Below are 17,218 nucleotides of genomic sequence, written 5' to 3'. Positions count from 1 at the left end.
GTCGTTAGCACGACCTCCTGGTTCTTTCATTCATTTTTGCGACATCGACTTTCACCAGTCGGCCACTAAGATTTGTGGTCGACCAATGGGCTATGTACAATGACCTCCCTTTGCCCTACGTAAAAGCCGGCGCCAAGTCCGGTGCGTATGGTAAGGAGTTGAATTACAAAGCAATTCTGCCTTTTCTGAAGGCAACCCTGGTGAGAGTTCCCCTATGAAAGCAGGTCTGTACCATCCTGATGAATTCAAGGATAACTGCGGTTTCGGCTTGATCGCCCATATGGAAGGCGAGGCAAGCCACCATCTTCTGAAAACCGCCATCGAAGCCCTGACCTGCATGACCCACCGCGGCGGCATTAATGCCGACGGCAAGACCGGTGACGGTTGTGGTCTGTTGATCCAGAAGCCCGACCTCTTCCTGCGTGCAATGGCCAAGGAGACCTTTGGGGTCGAACTGCCGGCCCAGTACGCCGTTGGCATGGTCTTCTTCAATCAGGACCCTGTTCGCGCCGAAGCGGCTCGCGAGAACATGAATCGCGAAATCATCAAAGCCGGCCTGCAACTGATCGGCTGGCGCAAGGTCCCGGTGGACACCAGCGTTCTCGGCCGTCTGGCCCTGGAGCGCCTGCCGCAGATCGAGCAGGTGTTCATCGGTGGTGAAGGCCTTGGTGACCAGGAGATGGCGGTCAAGCTGTTCAGCGCCCGCCGCCGCTCCTCCGTGGCCAACGCCGCGGACACCGACCATTACGTTTGCAGCTTCTCCAACAAGACCATCATCTACAAAGGCCTGATGATGCCGGCGGACCTGCAACAGTTTTACCCGGACCTGGGTGACGAGCGTCTGCAGACCGCCATCTGCGTCTTCCACCAGCGCTTCTCCACCAACACCCTGCCGAAGTGGCCGCTGGCGCAGCCCTTCCGCTTCCTCGCCCACAACGGCGAGATCAACACCATCACCGGCAACCGCAACTGGGCAGTGGCCCGTCGCACCAAGTTCGCCAACGAACAACTGCCCGACATCGACGAACTGGGCCCGCTGGTCAACCGCGTGGGTTCTGACTCCTCGAGCATGGACAACATGCTGGAGCTGATGGTCACCGGTGGCATCGACCTGTTCCGCGGCGTGCGCATGATCATCCCGCCGGCCTGGCAGAACATGGAGACCATGGACGCCGACTTGCGTGCGTTCTACGAATACAACTCCATGCATATGGAGCCGTGGGACGGCCCCGCTGGCGTCGTGCTGACCGACGGCCGCTACGCCGTCTGCCTGCTGGACCGCAACGGCCTGCGCCCGGCCCGCTGGGTCACCACCAAGAACGGCTACATCACCCTGGCTTCCGAGATCGGCGTGTGGAACTACAAGCCCGAGGACGTCATTGCCAAGGGCCGCGTCGGCCCGGGCAAGATCCTTGCGGTGGACACCGAGACCGGCCAGATCCTCAACACCGAGGACATCGACAGCCGTCTGAAGTCGCGCCATCCCTACAAGCAGTGGCTGCGTCAGAGCGCCGTGCGCATCCAGGCCAAACTGGATGACGACCACGGAGTGGCCAGCTACGACAGCGACCAGCTCAAGCAGTACATGAAGATGTTCCAGGTCACCTTCGAGGAGCGTGACCAGGTACTGCGCCCGCTGGCCGAGCAGGGCCAGGAAGCCGTGGGCTCCATGGGTGACGACACCCCCATGGCCGTGCTGTCCCAGCGCATCCGCTCGCCGTACGACTATTTCCGCCAGCAGTTCGCGCAGGTGACCAACCCGCCGATCGACCCGCTGCGCGAAGCCATCGTGATGTCCCTGGAAATCTGCCTGGGTGCCGAGCGCAACATCTTTGCCGAGTCGCCCGAGCACGCCAGCCGCGTGATCCTCAGCAGCCCGGTGATCTCCCCGGCCAAGTGGCGCGCGCTGATGAGCCTGGACCGCCCGGGCTTCGAGCGGCACATCATCGACCTGAACTACGACGAGAGCTTCGGCCTCGAAGCGGCCGTGCGCAACTTTGCCGATCAGGCCGAAGAGGCTGTGCGTGCCGGCAAGTCCCTGCTGGTGCTGACCGACCGTCACATCGCCCCGGGCAAGCTGCCAGCTCACGCCTCCCTGGCCGTCGGCGCCGTGCACCACCGCCTGGTGGAGCAGGGCCTGCGTTGCGACTGCAACATCCTGGTGGAGACCGCCACCGCTCGCGACCCGCACCACTTCGCGGTGCTGGTGGGCTTCGGCGCCTCCGCGGTGTACCCGTTCCTCGCTTACGAGGTGCTGTCCGACCTGATCCGCACCGGCGAAGTGCTGGGTGACCTCTACGAAGTCTTCAAGCACTACCGCAAGGGCATCTCCAAGGGCCTGCTGAAGATCCTGTCGAAGATGGGCATCTCCACCATTGCCTCCTACCGCGGCGCCCAGCTGTTCGAAGCTGTTGGTCTGGCCGGCGAGGTGGTGGACCTCAGCTTCCGTGGCGTCGCCAGCCGCATCCAGGGCGCGCGTTTCATCGACATCGAGTCCGAGCAGAAGCTGCTGGCCTTCGAGGCCTGGAACAACCGCAAGCCGATCCAGCAGGGTGGTCTGCTGAAGTTCGTCTACGGTGGCGAGTACCACGCCTACAACCCGGACGTGGTGAACACCCTGCAGGCCGCTGTGCAGCAGGGCAGCTACGAGAAGTACAAGGAATACAGCGCACTGGTGGATCAGCGCCCGGTGTCCATGATCCGCGACCTGCTGAAGGTCAAGGAAGACGCCCAGCCGCTGTCCCTGGACGAGATCGAGCCGGTCGAGGCGATCCTCAAGCGCTTCGACTCCGCGGGCATCTCCCTGGGTGCTCTGTCGCCCGAAGCCCACGAAGCCATCGCCGAAGCCATGAACCGCCTGGGCGCGCGTTCCAACTCCGGCGAGGGTGGCGAAGACCCGGCCCGTTACGGCACTGTGCGCAGCTCCAAGATCAAGCAAGTGGCCACCGGCCGCTTCGGTGTGACCCCGGAATACCTGGTCAATGCCGAAGTGCTGCAGATCAAGGTTGCCCAGGGCGCCAAGCCCGGTGAGGGCGGCCAGCTGCCGGGCGGCAAGGTCAACGGCCTGATCGCTCGCCTGCGTTATGCGGTGCCTGGCGTGACCCTGATCTCGCCGCCGCCGCACCACGACATCTACTCCATCGAAGACCTGGCCCAGCTGATCTTTGACCTCAAGCAGGTCAACCCGCAGGCCCTGGTGTCGGTGAAGCTGGTAGCCGAACCCGGCGTTGGCACCATCGCTGCCGGTGTGGCCAAGGCCTACGCGGACCTGATCACCATTTCCGGTTACGACGGCGGCACCGGCGCATCCCCGCTGACCTCCATCAAGTACGCCGGCAGCCCGTGGGAACTGGGCCTCTCCGAGGCGCACCAGACCCTGCGTGGCAACGACCTGCGCGGCAAGGTCCGTGTCCAGACCGATGGCGGCCTGAAGACCGGCCTCGACGTGATCAAGGCGGCCATCCTCGGCGCCGAAAGCTTCGGCTTCGGCACCGCACCCATGATCGCCCTGGGCTGCAAGTACCTGCGTATCTGCCACCTGAACAACTGCGCCACCGGCGTAGCCACCCAGAACGACAAGCTGCGCAAGGATCACTTCATCGGCACGGTCGAAATGGTGATGAACTTCTTCACCTACATTGCCGAAGAAACCCGCGAGTGGCTGGCCAAGGTCGGCGTTCGCAGCCTCGGTGAACTGATCGGCCGTACCGACCTGCTGGAAATCCTGCCGGGCGACACCGCCAAGCAGGCCAACCTGGACCTGACCCCGCTGCTGGGCAGCGATCTGGTTCCGGCTGACAAGCCGCAGTTCTGTGAAGTCGAGAAGAACCCCCCCTTCGACCCGGGCCTGCTGGCCGAGAAGATGTGGGACATCGCCAAGGCCGCGGTGGAGAACAAGTCCGGCGGTTGCTACGACCTCGAAATCGGCAACTGCGACCGCTCCATCGGTGCGCGGGTTTCCGGTGAGATTGCTCGTCGCCATGGCAACCAGGGCATGAAAGACAAGCCGGTCACCTTCCGCTTCCGCGGTACTGCCGGCCAGAGCTTCGGCGTGTGGAACGCCGGTGGCCTGCACCTGTACCTCGAAGGCGACGCCAACGACTACGTGGGCAAGGGCATGACCGGTGGCAAGCTGGTGATCACCCCGCCGAAGGTCAGCCCGTTCAAGAGCCAGGAGTCGGCCATCGTCGGCAACACCTGCCTGTACGGCGCCACCGGCGGCAAGCTGTTCGCCGCGGGTACCGCCGGCGAGCGCTTCGCCGTGCGTAACTCCGGCGCCCACGCCGTGGTGGAAGGCACGGGCGATCACTGCTGCGAGTACATGACCGGCGGTTTCGTCTGCGTTCTCGGCAAGACCGGCTATAACTTCGGTTCCGGCATGACCGGCGGTTTCGCCTACGTGCTCGACCAGGACAACAGCTTCGTCGACCGTGTGAACCACGAACTGGTGGAAATCCAGCGCATCAGCAACGAGGCCATGGAGGCCTACCGCAGCCACCTGCACAGCGTGCTGGTGGAGTACGTCAAGGAAACCTCCAGCGACTGGGGCGCCCACCTGCTGGAAAACCTGGACGATTACCTGCGCAAGTTCTGGCTGGTCAAGCCGAAGGCCGCGAGCCTCGCCTCGCTGCTCTCCAGCACCCGTGCCAACCCGCAATAACAACAGCGCCTGAAGTGGTTTGATGAGGTTTTTTTAATGACTGAACGTCTGAACAACGACTTCCAGTTCATCGAGGTCGGGCGCAAGGATCCGAAGAAGAAACTGCTGCGCCAGCGCAAGAAGGAATTCGTCGAGATCTATGACCTGTTCAAGCCGCAGCAAGCGGCTGACCAGGCTCACCGCTGCCTCGGCTGCGGCAACCCCTATTGCGAATGGAAGTGCCCGGTGCACAACTTCATTCCGAACTGGCTGAAGCTGGTCTCGGAAGGCAACATCCTGGCCGCCGCCGAACTGTCGCACCAGACCAACACCCTGCCGGAAGTCTGCGGCCGCGTGTGCCCGCAGGACCGCCTTTGCGAAGGCGCCTGCACCCTGAACGACGGCTTCGGCGCCGTGACCATCGGCTCGGTGGAGAAGTACATCACCGACACCGCCTTCGCCATGGGCTGGCGCCCGGACATGTCCAAGGTCAAGCCCACCGGCAAGCGCGTCGCCGTGATCGGTGCCGGCCCGGCGGGCCTGGGCTGCGCCGACGTCCTGGTGCGTAACGGTGTGACCCCGGTGGTGTTCGACAAGAACCCGGAAATCGGCGGCCTGCTGACCTTCGGCATTCCCGAGTTCAAGCTCGAGAAGCATGTGCTGAGCCGTCGCCGTGAAGTCTTCACCGGCATGGGCATCGAGTTCCGCCTGAATACTGATGTGGGCACGGACGTGACCATGGACCAGCTGCTCGAGGAATTCGATGCAGTCTTCATGGGCATGGGCACCTACACCTACATGAAGGGCGGTTTCCCGGGCGAGGACCTGCCGGGCGTGCACGACGCGCTCGACTTCCTGATCGCCAACGTCAACCGCAACCTCGGCTTCGAGAAGTCCCCCGAGGACTTCGTCGACATGAAGGGTAAGCGCGTGGTGGTTCTGGGTGGTGGCGACACCGCCATGGACTGCAACCGCACCTCCATTCGCCAGGGCGCCAAGGCCGTGACCTGTGCCTACCGCCGTGACGAAGAGAACATGCCGGGTTCGCGCAAAGAGGTGAAGAACGCCAAGGAAGAGGGCGTGAAATTCCTCTTCAACCGCCAGCCCATCGCCATCGTCGGTGAAGACAAGGTCGAAGGGGTGAAGGTGGTCGAGACCCGTCTCGGCGAGCCGGACGCCCGTGGCCGTCGCAGCCCCGAGCTGATTCCGGGCTCCGAGGAGATCATCCCGGCAGACGCCGTGCTGATCGCCTTCGGTTTCCGTCCGAGCCCGGCCCCCTGGTTCGAGCAGTTCGACATCCGCATCGACAACCAGGGTCGCGTGGTGGCACCTGCCCAGGCGCAGTTCAAGCACCAGACCAGCAACCCGAAAGTGTTCGCCGGTGGCGACATGGTCCGCGGTTCCGACCTGGTGGTAACGGCGATCTTCGAAGGCCGTACGGCCGCCGAAGGTATCCTGGACTACCTGGGCGTCTGATCGTCGCACCTGCGCCGACCACATCGCCGACGCGTCGCGGCATTTCGTCGCGATGAACAAAAGGCACGGCACCCGCCGTGCCTTTTGCATTGGGCTCTGCGAAAATGCCCTCACTTTTTTGCTGGAATCCTGCCATGACCGCTCTGAAGAACGACCGCTTCCTCCGCGCGCTGCTGAAGCAGCCAGTCGACGTCACGCCTGTCTGGATGATGCGCCAGGCCGGTCGCTACCTGCCGGAGTACCGCGCCACCCGCGCCAAGGCCGGCGACTTCATGAGCCTGTGCATGAACCCTCAGCTGGCCTGCGAAGTCACCCTGCAGCCGCTGGACCGCTACCCTCAGCTGGACGCGGCCATCCTCTTCTCCGACATCCTCACCATCCCCGACGCCATGGGCCAGGGCCTGTACTTTGAAAGCGGCGAAGGCCCACGCTTCAAGAAGGTGGTGAACAACCAGGCCGATATCGATGCCCTGCCAATTCCCGACGCGGAGAAGGACCTGGGCTACGTGATGGACGCCGTGCGCACGATCCGCCGCGAGCTGAACGGCCGTGTGCCGCTGATCGGCTTCTCCGGCAGCCCCTGGACCCTGGCCACCTACATGGTCGAAGGCGGCTCCAGCCGCGACTTCCGCAAGTCCAAGGCGATGCTCTATGACAACCCCCAGGCCATGCACGCCCTGCTGGACAAGCTGGCCCAGGCGGTGACTGCCTACCTGAATGGCCAGATAAAGGCCGGTGCCCAGGCTGTGCAGATTTTCGACTCCTGGGGTGGCGCGCTGTCCGCGTCGGCCTACCAGGAATTCTCCCTGGCCTACATGAAGAAGATCGTCGACGGCCTGATCCGCGAACACGACGGTCGCCGCGTGCCGGTGATCCTCTTCACCAAGGGCGGTGGTCTCTGGCTGGAATCCATGGCCGACACCGGCGCCGAAGCGCTGGGCCTGGATTGGACCTGTGATATCGGCAGCGCCCGCGCTCGCGTCGGCGACAAGGTGGCCCTTCAGGGCAACATGGACCCGTCCGTGCTCTACGCCAACCCGGCGGCCATCCGCGCCGAAGTGGGCCGCATCCTCGCCGCCTACGGCAAGGGCCCGGGCCAGGTGTTCAACCTGGGCCACGGCATCACCCCGGAAGTGGACCCGGCCCACGCCGGTGCCTTCTTCGAGGCCGTGCACGAGTTGTCGGCGCAGTATCACGTGTAAAGCTGAAGGGCCGCGATTGCGGCCCTTTTTCATGGTTACTCGGCAAACGATTTTCCCCAGTTCTATCCCTCGCCCTCGCTTCGGGCATTGCATAGAATCCAGTACTGGTCAGGCAGAGGGAGGTGTGTAATGCGGCGCGTGGTTTTCAATCAGAAAGGTGGCGTGGGCAAGTCCAGCATTGCCTGCAACCTGGCGGCGGTGAGCGCTTCGCAGGGGTATCGCACCCTGCTGATCGACCTCGATGCCCAGGCCAATTCCACTCACTACCTGACCGGGCTGACCGGCGACGACATCCCCATCGGGATCGCCGACTTCTTCAAACAGACCCTCTCGCCCACCGCCTTTCGCAAGGGCAAGGTGGATATCTACGAGACGCCTTTCGAGAACCTGCACGTGGTGACCGCCACGGCGGAGCTGGCCGATCTGCAGCCCAAGCTGGAGGCCAAGCACAAGATCAACAAGCTGCGCAAACTGCTGGAGGACCTGGCCGAGGACTACGACCGGATCTACCTGGATACGCCGCCGGCCCTGAATTTCTACACGGTTTCCGCATTGATCGCCGCCGATCGCTGCCTGATCCCCTTTGATTGCGACAGCTTCTCCCGCAATGCGCTCTATGGGCTGCTGGCGGAGATCGAAGAATTGAAGGAAGACCACAACGAAGGTCTGGAAGTCGAGGGCATCGTGGTCAACCAGTTCCAGCCGCGGGCGTCCCTGCCTCAGCAATTGCTGGACGAACTCCTGGAAGAAGGGCTGCCGGTGCTGCCGGTGAACCTGATGATGTCAGTGAAGATGCGCGAATCGCACCAGGCCTGCATGCCGCTGATCTACCTCGAACCCCGCCACAAGCTGACCCAGCAGTTCGTCGAGTTGCACGATCTGCTGGAGGCCTGAGGCTGCCGGAGCTGCACGACGTTCCGTAGGGTGGGCTTCAGCCCACGCTGAACCGTCGTTGGTGGGCTGAGGCGAAGCGCCGCCCGGCCCATTCCCCTCGCATCACTTGACCAGAAGCAGGTCGCAGGGCGGGCTCTGCAGGTAACGCAGGGCCAGGCTGCCCAGCAGGGCCTGGGAGATCAGGCTGCGGCCATGGCTGCCGAGGGCCAGCAACTGCGGGCGTTGCTCGGCGATGGCGTCGTCCAGGGCCTTGGGTAGAGAGCCCCGGAACACTTCCAGCGTCACCCCCGGAGCCTGGCCGGCCAGGATCGTCAGTTCGTCCACCAGCAATCTCCCCAGGAGTTCTTTCTGGGTGGTCATGAAGTCGGTAGCGCTCGTGCTTTTCGACAGCAGACGGCTGCCCAGTTCCATCACGTTCAGGGCCACCAGTTGGGCGCCTGCTGGCAGCAGCGCGTAGCCGTTGCGCAGGGCGTCGCAGGCGCAAAGCGAGAAATCCAGGGCCACGGCTGCCCGCTGGTAGGGCTGCTCCGGTTGCTCGCCTACTACCAGCAGCAGAGGCGTCGACAGGTGACGGGCAACGCGCTCCAGGGTGGTGCCGATGAACAACTCCGGCGCATTGTGGTGATGGCGGCCGATTACCAGCAGGTCGGCCTGGCTGTCGCCCATCTCTTCGAGGATCTGCTGGGCCGGGCGGCCTTTGCGCAAGAGGACCTGGCAATCCTCCGCGCCCAGTTGCGCCAGGCGTTCTTCGAAGTGCTGCTGGGCGGCGTCCCTCAGGCTGCCCTGCACGGCGTTGGGCAGGTGGTCTTCGAGGACGTGAAGGAGGGACAGGCGCGCGCCGTGCTGACGGGCGAGCTGGAACGCGCGATGCAGGGCGACATCGGCCTCGTGGCTGAGGTCGTGGGCGACCAGGATGTGCTTGAACATGGTGTGGGCCTCCTCTGGGAGACCCACTCTGCGGTTTTTCGCCGCGGGGCAGTTTGATCCAGGACAAGCCCGCTCACTGGGCTCGCATCTGGTAGAGCCCGCGGCTTTCCGCCACCACCTCGCCGCCGGCGTCCAGCAGTTGCAGTTCCAGCAGGTAATCGGCCTTGCCGTTGGCCTCGGCCTCCTGCTGGATGCGTTCGATCTCCTCCCGGGCCAGGCGCGCATCCACCGTGATATCGCCCCTGGCCGGACGGCGGAAGCGCAGGTTCATTTCCTTCACGATGGGGTAGAAGCGACGGCTGTCGAAGCTGGTGAGGAAGAGCGCGCCGCCTGGCACCTCGGCAAGGGTGAAGAGGGCGCCGGCGTAAAGGGTGCCGATGTGGTTCTGGTTGCCTTCGAACGGCATGCGCAGGCGCACGTGGCCGGGCTCCAGGACCTCGGCGATGAGGCCGCTGCGTTTCACGAAGGCGATCTGTTCCTCGGTCAGTTGGCGGACCAACTCAATGGGCAGGGACATGGCGGGCTCCGGGATGGCGATTCCCAGAGCCTAGCGACCGTGGCGGGTTCGGCAATGACGGTGGCGGTCAGCCGGATTGACCGAAGCGCTCAAGACCGGGTGCCCGTCGAATGGCGCCGCCTGAGCGCTTCGCGAGCAGAGCTCGCTCCTACAGGGTTCTTCCAGTCAGACGCCCTGGGCGTTCAGCCAGGCCAGCAGCTGCGGCAAGGGCAGGGCGCCGCTCTGGCGGGCGACTTCCTGACCGTTTTTGAACAGGATCAGGGTCGGGACAGAGCGGATGTTCAGCTGGCCAGCCAATTGGCGGTTGGCCTCGCTGTCCAGCTTGCCGAGGCGGCAACGGCCCTGGAGTTGGCCGGCGGCCTGCTGATAGATCGGGGCGAAGGCCTTGCAGGGGCCGCACCAGTCGGCCCAGACGTCCACCAGCAGCGGCACGTCGCCACGCAGTTGCTTGGCGAAGGTGGCTTCGTGCAGGTCGAAGGGGGCGGCGGGCAGCACGGCGGCCTTGCAGTGGCCACAGCGAGGCGAGTCGCCCAGACGGGCAGCGGGAATTCGGTTCAGCCCGGCGCACTGGGCGCAGGGGATCAACAGCGGGTCGGTCATGGTGGGCTCCGGTGGCGGACTCCGCTTATCTGGAGTCGCGCCGGCCGGATATCAAGCGGCGCAGAGGAATCAGCGCAGGCTGATGAAGATGTTGTAGGCGCTGATCAGGGTGATCAGGGTGCCGACGATGATCAGCAGGGTGCGCGGCGACAGCTTCTTGCACAGCAGCGCAGCGAGCGGTGCGGCGAACAGGCCACCGAAGACCAGGCCGGCGACCATCTTCCAGGTGTCCGGCTGGCCGGCCAGGAGGATAAAGGAAGTGGCGCTGGAAATTGTCAGGAAGAACTCGGCGAAGTTCACCGAGCCGATGGTGGTGCGTGGATCGGTGCCGGAACCGATCAGGCTGCTGGTGACCACCGGGCCCCAGCCGCCGCCGCCTGCGGCATCGACGAAACCGCCGAACAGGGCCAGCTTGGCCACATGCTGGGGTGCCCGGCGCTTGGCCACGTGGCGGTAGGCCTTGCTCAGGATGTACAGCCCCATCAGCAGGAGGTAGGCGGAGATGTAGGGCTTGAGCGCCGCGCCGTCGAACTGGGTGACCAGCACAGCACCGAGTACGGCGCCGATCATGCCCGGCAGCAGCAGGCGCAGGAACAGGGATTTGTTGACGTTGCCCAGCTTGACGTGGGAGATGCCCGACAGGCCGGTGGTGAAGACTTCCGCGATGTGCACGCTGGCACTGGCGGCGGCGGGGGAGGCGCCGGTGGTGAGCAGGAAGGTGGTAGCGGTGATGCCGTAGGCCATGCCCAGCGCGCCATCGATGACCTGGGCGAAGAAGCCCACCGCCACCGCGCTCCAGAAGCCCTTGCTGGAGAGGGCGTTCTCGATGATCTCGAAGCCGCTGTTGCCACCGTTGTCGTAGAACAGCCGCCAGGTGAGGAAGGTCAGCAGGCCGATCAGGATCAGCACCGCGGCCCACATGGCGGCACGCAGGACGGGGTGGTCGTCCGGGTGTGAAACGAAATCTTCGACAGGCGGAAGCCCTAGCGCTTCGTGTTCGGTGTTGATCGAACTCTGGCTGAGGTCGAGGTCGCGAATCTTCATGGGGCACAGCGCCTGACAGTGGGTGGTAGAACAGGCTGGAATAAGCAAGGGGGCGAAGATAATCCGCTTTTCTTAGAGAGTCTAAGAAGTTTTGAGCAGGTTTATATTCCATTTAGTGCGGATAGACAGCTGCAGCGCAGAGCCGCAGGACGGAGCGGCTGTACGCCTCGATCGACCGCCAACTGTATTCCCGATCTGCGGTCGCCCTGGGCTAGGCTGGGATTTTCCAGGTCGAGCGGAGAGCTGCCATGCGGATGCTGGGTGTACTGGGCGGGATGAGCTGGGAATCCACTGTCACCTACTACCAACTGCTCAACCGGGGTGTGCGGGATCGCCTGGGGGGGCTGCACTCCGCGCCTTTGCTGCTGCACTCGGTGGACTTCGCGCCGATCGCCGCGCAGCAGAAGGCCGGTGAATGGGAGGCGGCCGGGCAGGCACTGGCCGAGGCCGCGCGTGGCCTGGAAAGAGCGGGCGCGACGGCCCTGCTGCTCGCCACCAACACCATGCACAAGGTGGCCGCGGCCATCGAAGACGCTGTGGAAATCCCGCTGCTGCACATCGGTGATGCCGTCGGCCAGGCGCTTCAGGAGCGGGGCGTCACGTGCGCGGCCCTGCTCGGCACCCGCTTCACCATGCAGGAAGCGTTCTACCGCGAGAGGCTGGGCCAGCGATTCGGCATCCAGGTGCGGGTGCCCGATAGCGCAACCATCGCGGAAATCGATCGGGTGATCTTCCAGGAGCTCTGCGTCGGTCGCTTCCTGCCCGAGGCGCGGGCGTTCTACCTCGGGGAGCTGGAGCGGCTGCGAGGAGAAGGGGCCGAGGTGGCCATCCTCGGCTGTACCGAGATCGGCTTATTGCTGGAAGGCTGCCCGGCGCCGCTGCCGCTGGTGGACAGCACCGAGCGGCACGTAGCGATGGGACTGGAGTGGATGCTGGGCCTGTAACGACCCAAGCGGTGCGGGGTAGGGTGCGGAGTGTTCAGCCGTTACCCATGTCTCGCGACAGGCGTTACCCATGTATATCGCCTGAACACACAGCGCACCCTACGGTTAGCCATGCGCCGGCGTAGAGGCGTGACAGAACACCTCAGGACGAGCAGCTGATTTCCAGATGTTTGCCCCATTCCGGCGGGCGTTCGGCATAGCGTTCCATGCCCGGTTGGTCGTCGAAGGGGCAGGACAGCACGGCATGGAGCTGGCGCACTTCGGCGTAGTCGCCTTGCTGGGCGGCCTCGATGGCGCGCTGGGCCAGGTAATTGCGCAGGATGTACCTGGGGTTCACCCCGTGCATCCGTGTGCGGCGGGCTTCCCGGTCATCGCCGTCCAGTGCCGCACGGGCCTGGTAGTCGGCGGCCCAGTCGTCGAAGCCGGCCAGGTCGACGAAGTCTTCCCGCAACTTGCGCAGGGCCTGCTCGGGCGCTTCTTCGCCCAGGCGGCGGAAAAACTGGGTGTAGTCCACCGCGCTGCCTTGCATCAACTGCAGCAGGCGCTGAACCAGGGCCTCGTCTTTCTCATCGGCAGAGGTGAAGCCCAGGCGGCGGCGCATCAGGTCCAGGTAGTGGGCCTGGTAGAGCGGCAGGAAAAGATTGAGGGTCTCCCGCAGTTGCTCCACTTCCACGAAAGGCGTCAGTGCCTGGGCCAGGGCCGCCAGGTTCCAGTGGGCGATGGGCACCTGGTTGCTGAAGCTGTAGCGGCCGCCGTCGTCGGAATGGTTGCAGATGTGGTTGGCGTCGAAGTCATCGAGGAAGGCGTAGGGGCCGTAGTCGAAGGTGATGCCGAGGATCGACATGTTGTCGGTGTTCATCACCCCGTGGCAGAAGCCGTAGGCCTGCCAGCGGGCGATGAGTTCGGCATTGCGCTCCAGCACCTCGCGGAAGAACGCCGCCCAGGGCTGTTCCTGTTCCAGGCACTGCGGGAAATGCCATTCCAGGACATGGCGGCCGAGGGCTTCGAGCTGCTCGTGCTGGCGGGTGTAGTAGAAGTACTCGAAGTGGCCGAAGCGCACGTGGCTGCGGGCCAGACGCAGGAGCATGGCGCCGGTCTCGCGGGTTTCCCGGTACACCGGCGTCGCAGACCCGGTCACGCAGAGGGCGCGGCTGGTGGGGATACCCAGGGCCTGGAGGTGTTCGCTGGCGAGGAACTCGCGGATCGAGCTGCGAAGCACCGCGCGGCCATCACCCATGCGCGAGTAGGGCGTCTGCCCGGCACCTTTCAGGTGCAGGTCCCAGTGCTCGCCGGCGTCGTTGACCACTTCACCCAGCAGCAGACCTCGGCCGTCGCCCAGGCGCGGGTTGTAGACGCCGAACTGGTGCCCGGAATAGACCATGGCCCGTGGTTCGGCTTCGGACCAGAGCTTGTGACCGGAGAACAGCTCGGCAAAGACCTGGGTCTCGGCCTCGGCCGGGTCCAGGTCGAGCAGCGCCATGGCGGCCGGGCTCGCCACCACCAGGCGCGGCTCGGCGATGGGGTCGGGCAGCACCTCGGTGGAGAAAGCGTCCCCCAGGCGTGCGAAGCGATTGTCGAACTGCAGTTCATCGAGTGTCTTCATGGCATCAGCTTGTCATGCCACCGGTCGCGCTGGAAGTGCAGGGGACATGCGGATCACCGTGCCTCCGGGGCTGTGGCCCGCTCTCGTGCCGCGGTTTCCTCGGCCTCTTCAGTCACATCGGCACGGCGGCTGAGGGTGATGTCCATCTTCGGCACGCTGGAAACGTTGATGTTGTGTTCCTGGAACAGCTGGTCGATGCGCCGGTTCAGCTCGTCGGTGGCCAGCCCACGGTCGCCCAGTTCGCGCACATAGATCTTCAGTTCGTGCTCCAGGGTGGTGGCGCCGTAAGTCTTCAGCTGGACCAGCGGTGCCGGGTCGCGCAGCACACGCGAATTCTCCTGGGTGGCCTGCAGCAGCAGCTTGCGCACCATTTCCAGGTCGGCGCCGCGGTTGACGTTGTAGGTCAGCACGATGCGGGTGACGGTATCGGTCAGCGTCCAGTTGATCAGCTGGCTGGTGAGGAAGGTCTGGTTCGGAACGATCACTTCCTTGCGGTCGCTGTCGGTGATGTGCGTGGCGCGGATGCGGATCCGGTTCACCGTGCCGGTGACGGTGCCGATGGTCACCAGGTCGCCGATGCGCACTGGGCGCTCGAACAGCAGGATCAGGCCGGAGATGAAGTTGGCGAAGATCGCCTGCATGCCGAAGCCGATACCCACGGAGAGTGCCGCCACCAGCCACTGCAGCTTGTCCCAGCTGACCCCGAGGGTGGACAGGGCGGTGACGAAGCCGAGACCGGCGATGGCGTAGGACAGCAGGGTGGTGGTGGCGTAGGAGCTGCCCTGGGCCAGCTTCAATCGCGACAGCACCAGCACTTCCAGCAGGCCCGGCAGGTTGCGTGCCAGCGCGGTGGTGATGCCGGCGATGATCAGCGCGCCCAGCACGTCCAGCAGGCTGATGGGCACCTGGGTGGCCGTGTCGCCAGTCCCGCTGGAGTACTGGTAGAGGGTGACCTGGTCGAGGTAGGCGAAGACGCCGATCAGGTCCGCCCAGACCAGATACAGGCCGAAGATGAACACGCTGAGCAGGGCCAGGCGGATCAGGCGCAGGGACTGCTCGTTGACCTTCTCGATGTCCATAGTCGGCTCGGCCACCACCACTTCTTCGCCTTCGGCGTTTTCCTTGGTCGGGGCCTGGCGCTTGGCGAGCACGCGATGGTAGGCCAGGCGGCGCGCAGCCACGGCCAGCCCGCGCACGAAGGCGGCTTCCACCAGCAATACCAGGATCAACAGATAGAGCGTGGTGATCAGGCGGTCGGTGAGCTTGAGCGAGGTGTAGTAGTAGCCGAAGCCCACCGCGACGATCAGCGCCAACGGCAGCAGGGTGAAGGCCACACCGATCAACAGGCGGAAGGGCGAGGTCTGCTCGCGCATGGGTTCGGCGAGCAGCAGGTTGCTCAGTACCAGGGTCATCAGGGCGTAGCAACTGAGCACCACGGCGATGCCGATGACGTCATCGGCCAGGGCCGCCGGCTGGTGTTCGGCCACGGTAACGATAGCCACCAGGGCCATGACCACGCCGCCGAGACGGCGAATCTGGCTGCGCAGGAAGGCCACTTGCGGGCGCTCCCAGTGGAAGTGCAGCTCGGCGATGCCGCCGGGGGCGAGGATGCGATAGAGGGTGTAGAAGACCATCCAGGCCTGGGCCATTTCGAACAGCGCGGCACCCAGGGTGGCGTTCTGGCCACGGGCGTCGATCTGCAGGGCGAAGCCGCAGAGGGCGAGGAACAGGCTGACCGGCAGCGCCAGCAGCACGGTGAGGAACAGCGCAAGCGGAGTGTGCAGCTGGCTGTCGCGCTTGAAGTGACCGACGTCCAGATTGATCTCATTGAGCTTGTTGTACAGGTAGCGGCGCTTCCACAGCAGGCCGCCGATCAGCAGCAGCAGGGGCAGGAACAGCCAGGGGCGGTGCAGCAGGCCGGCCCCCAGTTCGTGTACCCCCGAGCCCCACGGCAGCTCGACCAGTTGGCGCTCCAGCAGGTGCGGCGCGGACTTCAGCCAGTTCAGGTCCAGCGGCTTGTTGCTGGGAATCCAGAACATTTGCTCGTCGAGCGTCTTGCGCAGGGCCCGGGAGGTTTCCTGCAGCTGCTTCTGGTTGAGTTGCAGGGTGATGGATTCGTTGAGCAGGGTGTTCAGCTCGCGGCTCAGGCGGTCCAGCAGCTCGGCGCGGGTGCTCACCAGGTCCATCAGCGTGGTCCGCAGTTCCGGCGTCACCTGGTCCGGCGACTGCTTGGCCAGCAGGCCGTCGACGTAGCCCTGGGGATTGGCCAACTGGTCGCGCTGCTGATTCAGCTCGAACTGGTAGAGGCGCGTGTCGGCGATTTCATCGGCCAGGTTCTTGTCCAGGTCGAGGTCGGGCAGGGCCTGCTTCTGCTGGTAGAGGATCTTGGCCAGCAGCAGGCTGCCCTTGAGCACACTGATCTGCTCTTCCAGGGCCTGGTCCGCCTGGCTGAGGCTGTCCAGCTGCTGGCGGGTCTGCAGGTTCTGCTGGGTCAGCTCGTTGAGGCGGTCGGTCGCCCGCAGCAGGTAGTCGGACATCTTCAGGTTGATGGCGCTTTCCTTGGCCACCAGGCTATCCGGCGTGGATTTGTCGGCATCGCGGGACAGTTCGGCGACCGTCTGCTCCGAGCTCTCGCGGCGCATGGCATTGATCAGCGACTGGAGGTCTTGGGTTTCCTGCTCCAGGCGGTGGATGCGCTCGACCAGCAGGTCGCGACGGCTATTGCCGAGGTCCTGCAGCAGGCTATTGCCGGCCAGTTCTTCCCGGCGCAGCTCGGTCTGGGCGGTGAGGGCGGCCTGTTCGGCGCCGAGCAGGCTGCGCTGCTCTTCGGTGATGGCTTTGGCGCCGTCCTTGCCGGACTTGAGGATGCTGTTGATCTGCTGGATGCGCGTCTGGTTGGTGCTGATCTCGGTCTGTGCCCGTTCCGGACGGGTCTGGGAGGTGATGATCAGGCTGTTGGCTTCGGCGAGGGACTTCTGCAACTCGGCCAGCTCATTGCTGCGCTGCTCCAGCACCGACTCCAGCTGCGTAAGTTCGGACTTGCCATAGCGGTCCTTCGCTTGCACCGGCGGGCTGTTCTTAAGCCGTGTCAGCTCGCGCTGGGCTTCGCCGACCAGGCGGGGCGCGTCGCTCAACTGGTGCTTGAGCGCGGTGAGGGCCTGCTGGCTTTCCTGCCGGCTGGCGACGAAGGCCTGGGTTTGTTCCTGGATGGACGGCTGGGCCGGGGCCTCGGCCGGGGCGGCCTTGTCGTTGGCCGCTGCCGGCTTGGCGATGGCGCCGGGCGTGGGCGCAGCGTGCAGGTAGGCAGGGGACAGGCAGAAGCCCAGCAAGGTGGCGGCAAGGAGGGTGCGCAAGGAAGCAATCATCGCGATG

The 17,218-nt window shown here is 64.7% G+C and carries 11 protein-coding genes; 5 read left to right on the top strand and 6 right to left on the bottom strand.

Annotated features, from left to right (window positions below; genetic code table 11):
- Positions 1-214 precede the first annotated feature (214 nt).
- The 4 genes from gltB to TQ98_RS24650 all read left to right on the top strand — a co-directional run bounded on the left by gltB (position 215) and on the right by TQ98_RS24650 (position 8,211).
- On the top strand, positions 215-4,660 hold the full coding sequence (gene gltB, locus TQ98_RS24665) for a glutamate synthase large subunit (protein WP_044870838.1): 4,446 nt from the start codon (positions 215-217) through the stop codon (positions 4,658-4,660).
- A 36-nt stretch (positions 4,661-4,696) separates the two neighbouring features.
- Positions 4,697-6,115: an FAD-dependent oxidoreductase gene (locus TQ98_RS24660; RefSeq protein WP_044870839.1), complete on the top strand. Its 1,419-nt coding sequence runs from the start codon at positions 4,697-4,699 to the stop codon at positions 6,113-6,115.
- A 134-nt stretch (positions 6,116-6,249) separates the two neighbouring features.
- Positions 6,250-7,317 carry a uroporphyrinogen decarboxylase gene (hemE, locus tag TQ98_RS24655; RefSeq protein WP_044870840.1) on the top strand — a complete coding sequence of 356 codons (1,068 nt, stop codon included), beginning with the start codon at positions 6,250-6,252 and terminating at the stop codon, positions 7,315-7,317.
- A gap of 129 nt (positions 7,318-7,446) precedes the next feature.
- Complete coding sequence (locus tag TQ98_RS24650; protein ID WP_044870841.1) at positions 7,447-8,211, top strand: ParA family protein; 765 nt, start codon at positions 7,447-7,449, stop codon at positions 8,209-8,211.
- 102 nt (positions 8,212-8,313) lie between these two features.
- Here the strand turns inward: TQ98_RS24650 and TQ98_RS24645 are convergent, their stop codons facing one another.
- The 4 genes from TQ98_RS24645 to TQ98_RS24630 all read right to left on the bottom strand — a co-directional run bounded on the left by TQ98_RS24645 (position 8,314) and on the right by TQ98_RS24630 (position 11,299).
- On the bottom strand, positions 8,314-9,138 hold the full coding sequence (locus TQ98_RS24645) for a universal stress protein (RefSeq protein ID WP_044870842.1): 825 nt from the start codon (positions 9,136-9,138) through the stop codon (positions 8,314-8,316).
- 73 nt (positions 9,139-9,211) lie between these two features.
- Positions 9,212-9,655 (bottom strand): YiiD C-terminal domain-containing protein, encoded by a 444-nt coding sequence (locus TQ98_RS24640; RefSeq protein ID WP_044870843.1) that lies wholly within the window; start codon positions 9,653-9,655, stop codon positions 9,212-9,214.
- A 165-nt stretch (positions 9,656-9,820) separates the two neighbouring features.
- A complete protein-coding gene (gene trxC, locus TQ98_RS24635; RefSeq protein WP_044870844.1) occupies positions 9,821-10,255 on the bottom strand; it encodes a thioredoxin TrxC in 435 nt (144 codons plus the stop codon).
- Positions 10,256-10,324: 69 nt separating this feature from the next.
- Positions 10,325-11,299, bottom strand: a complete 975-nt coding sequence (locus TQ98_RS24630) for a sulfite exporter TauE/SafE family protein (protein WP_044870845.1) — start codon at positions 11,297-11,299, stop codon at positions 10,325-10,327.
- A 248-nt stretch (positions 11,300-11,547) separates the two neighbouring features.
- Between TQ98_RS24630 and TQ98_RS24625 the strand changes: the two genes are divergently transcribed.
- On the top strand, positions 11,548-12,243 hold the full coding sequence (locus TQ98_RS24625; protein ID WP_044870846.1) for an aspartate/glutamate racemase family protein: 696 nt from the start codon (positions 11,548-11,550) through the stop codon (positions 12,241-12,243).
- Between the two features lie 142 nt (positions 12,244-12,385).
- On the opposite strand, the gene selO is transcribed toward TQ98_RS24625, so the two are convergent.
- Positions 12,386-13,846, bottom strand: a complete 1,461-nt coding sequence (selO, locus tag TQ98_RS24620; RefSeq protein WP_044870847.1) for a protein adenylyltransferase SelO — start codon at positions 13,844-13,846, stop codon at positions 12,386-12,388.
- 53 nt (positions 13,847-13,899) lie between these two features.
- Complete coding sequence (gene mscK / locus TQ98_RS24615) at positions 13,900-17,208, bottom strand: mechanosensitive channel MscK (RefSeq protein ID WP_082073143.1); 3,309 nt, start codon at positions 17,206-17,208, stop codon at positions 13,900-13,902.
- Between the last annotated feature and the right edge of the window lie 10 nt (positions 17,209-17,218).

It is taken from the genome of Pseudomonas sp. LFM046, from assembly GCF_000949385.2.
GTDB lineage: Bacteria > Pseudomonadota > Gammaproteobacteria > Pseudomonadales > Pseudomonadaceae > Metapseudomonas.
Note: the sequence above shows the minus strand (reverse complement) of the source record. Positions and strands in the feature narration are given on the sequence as shown.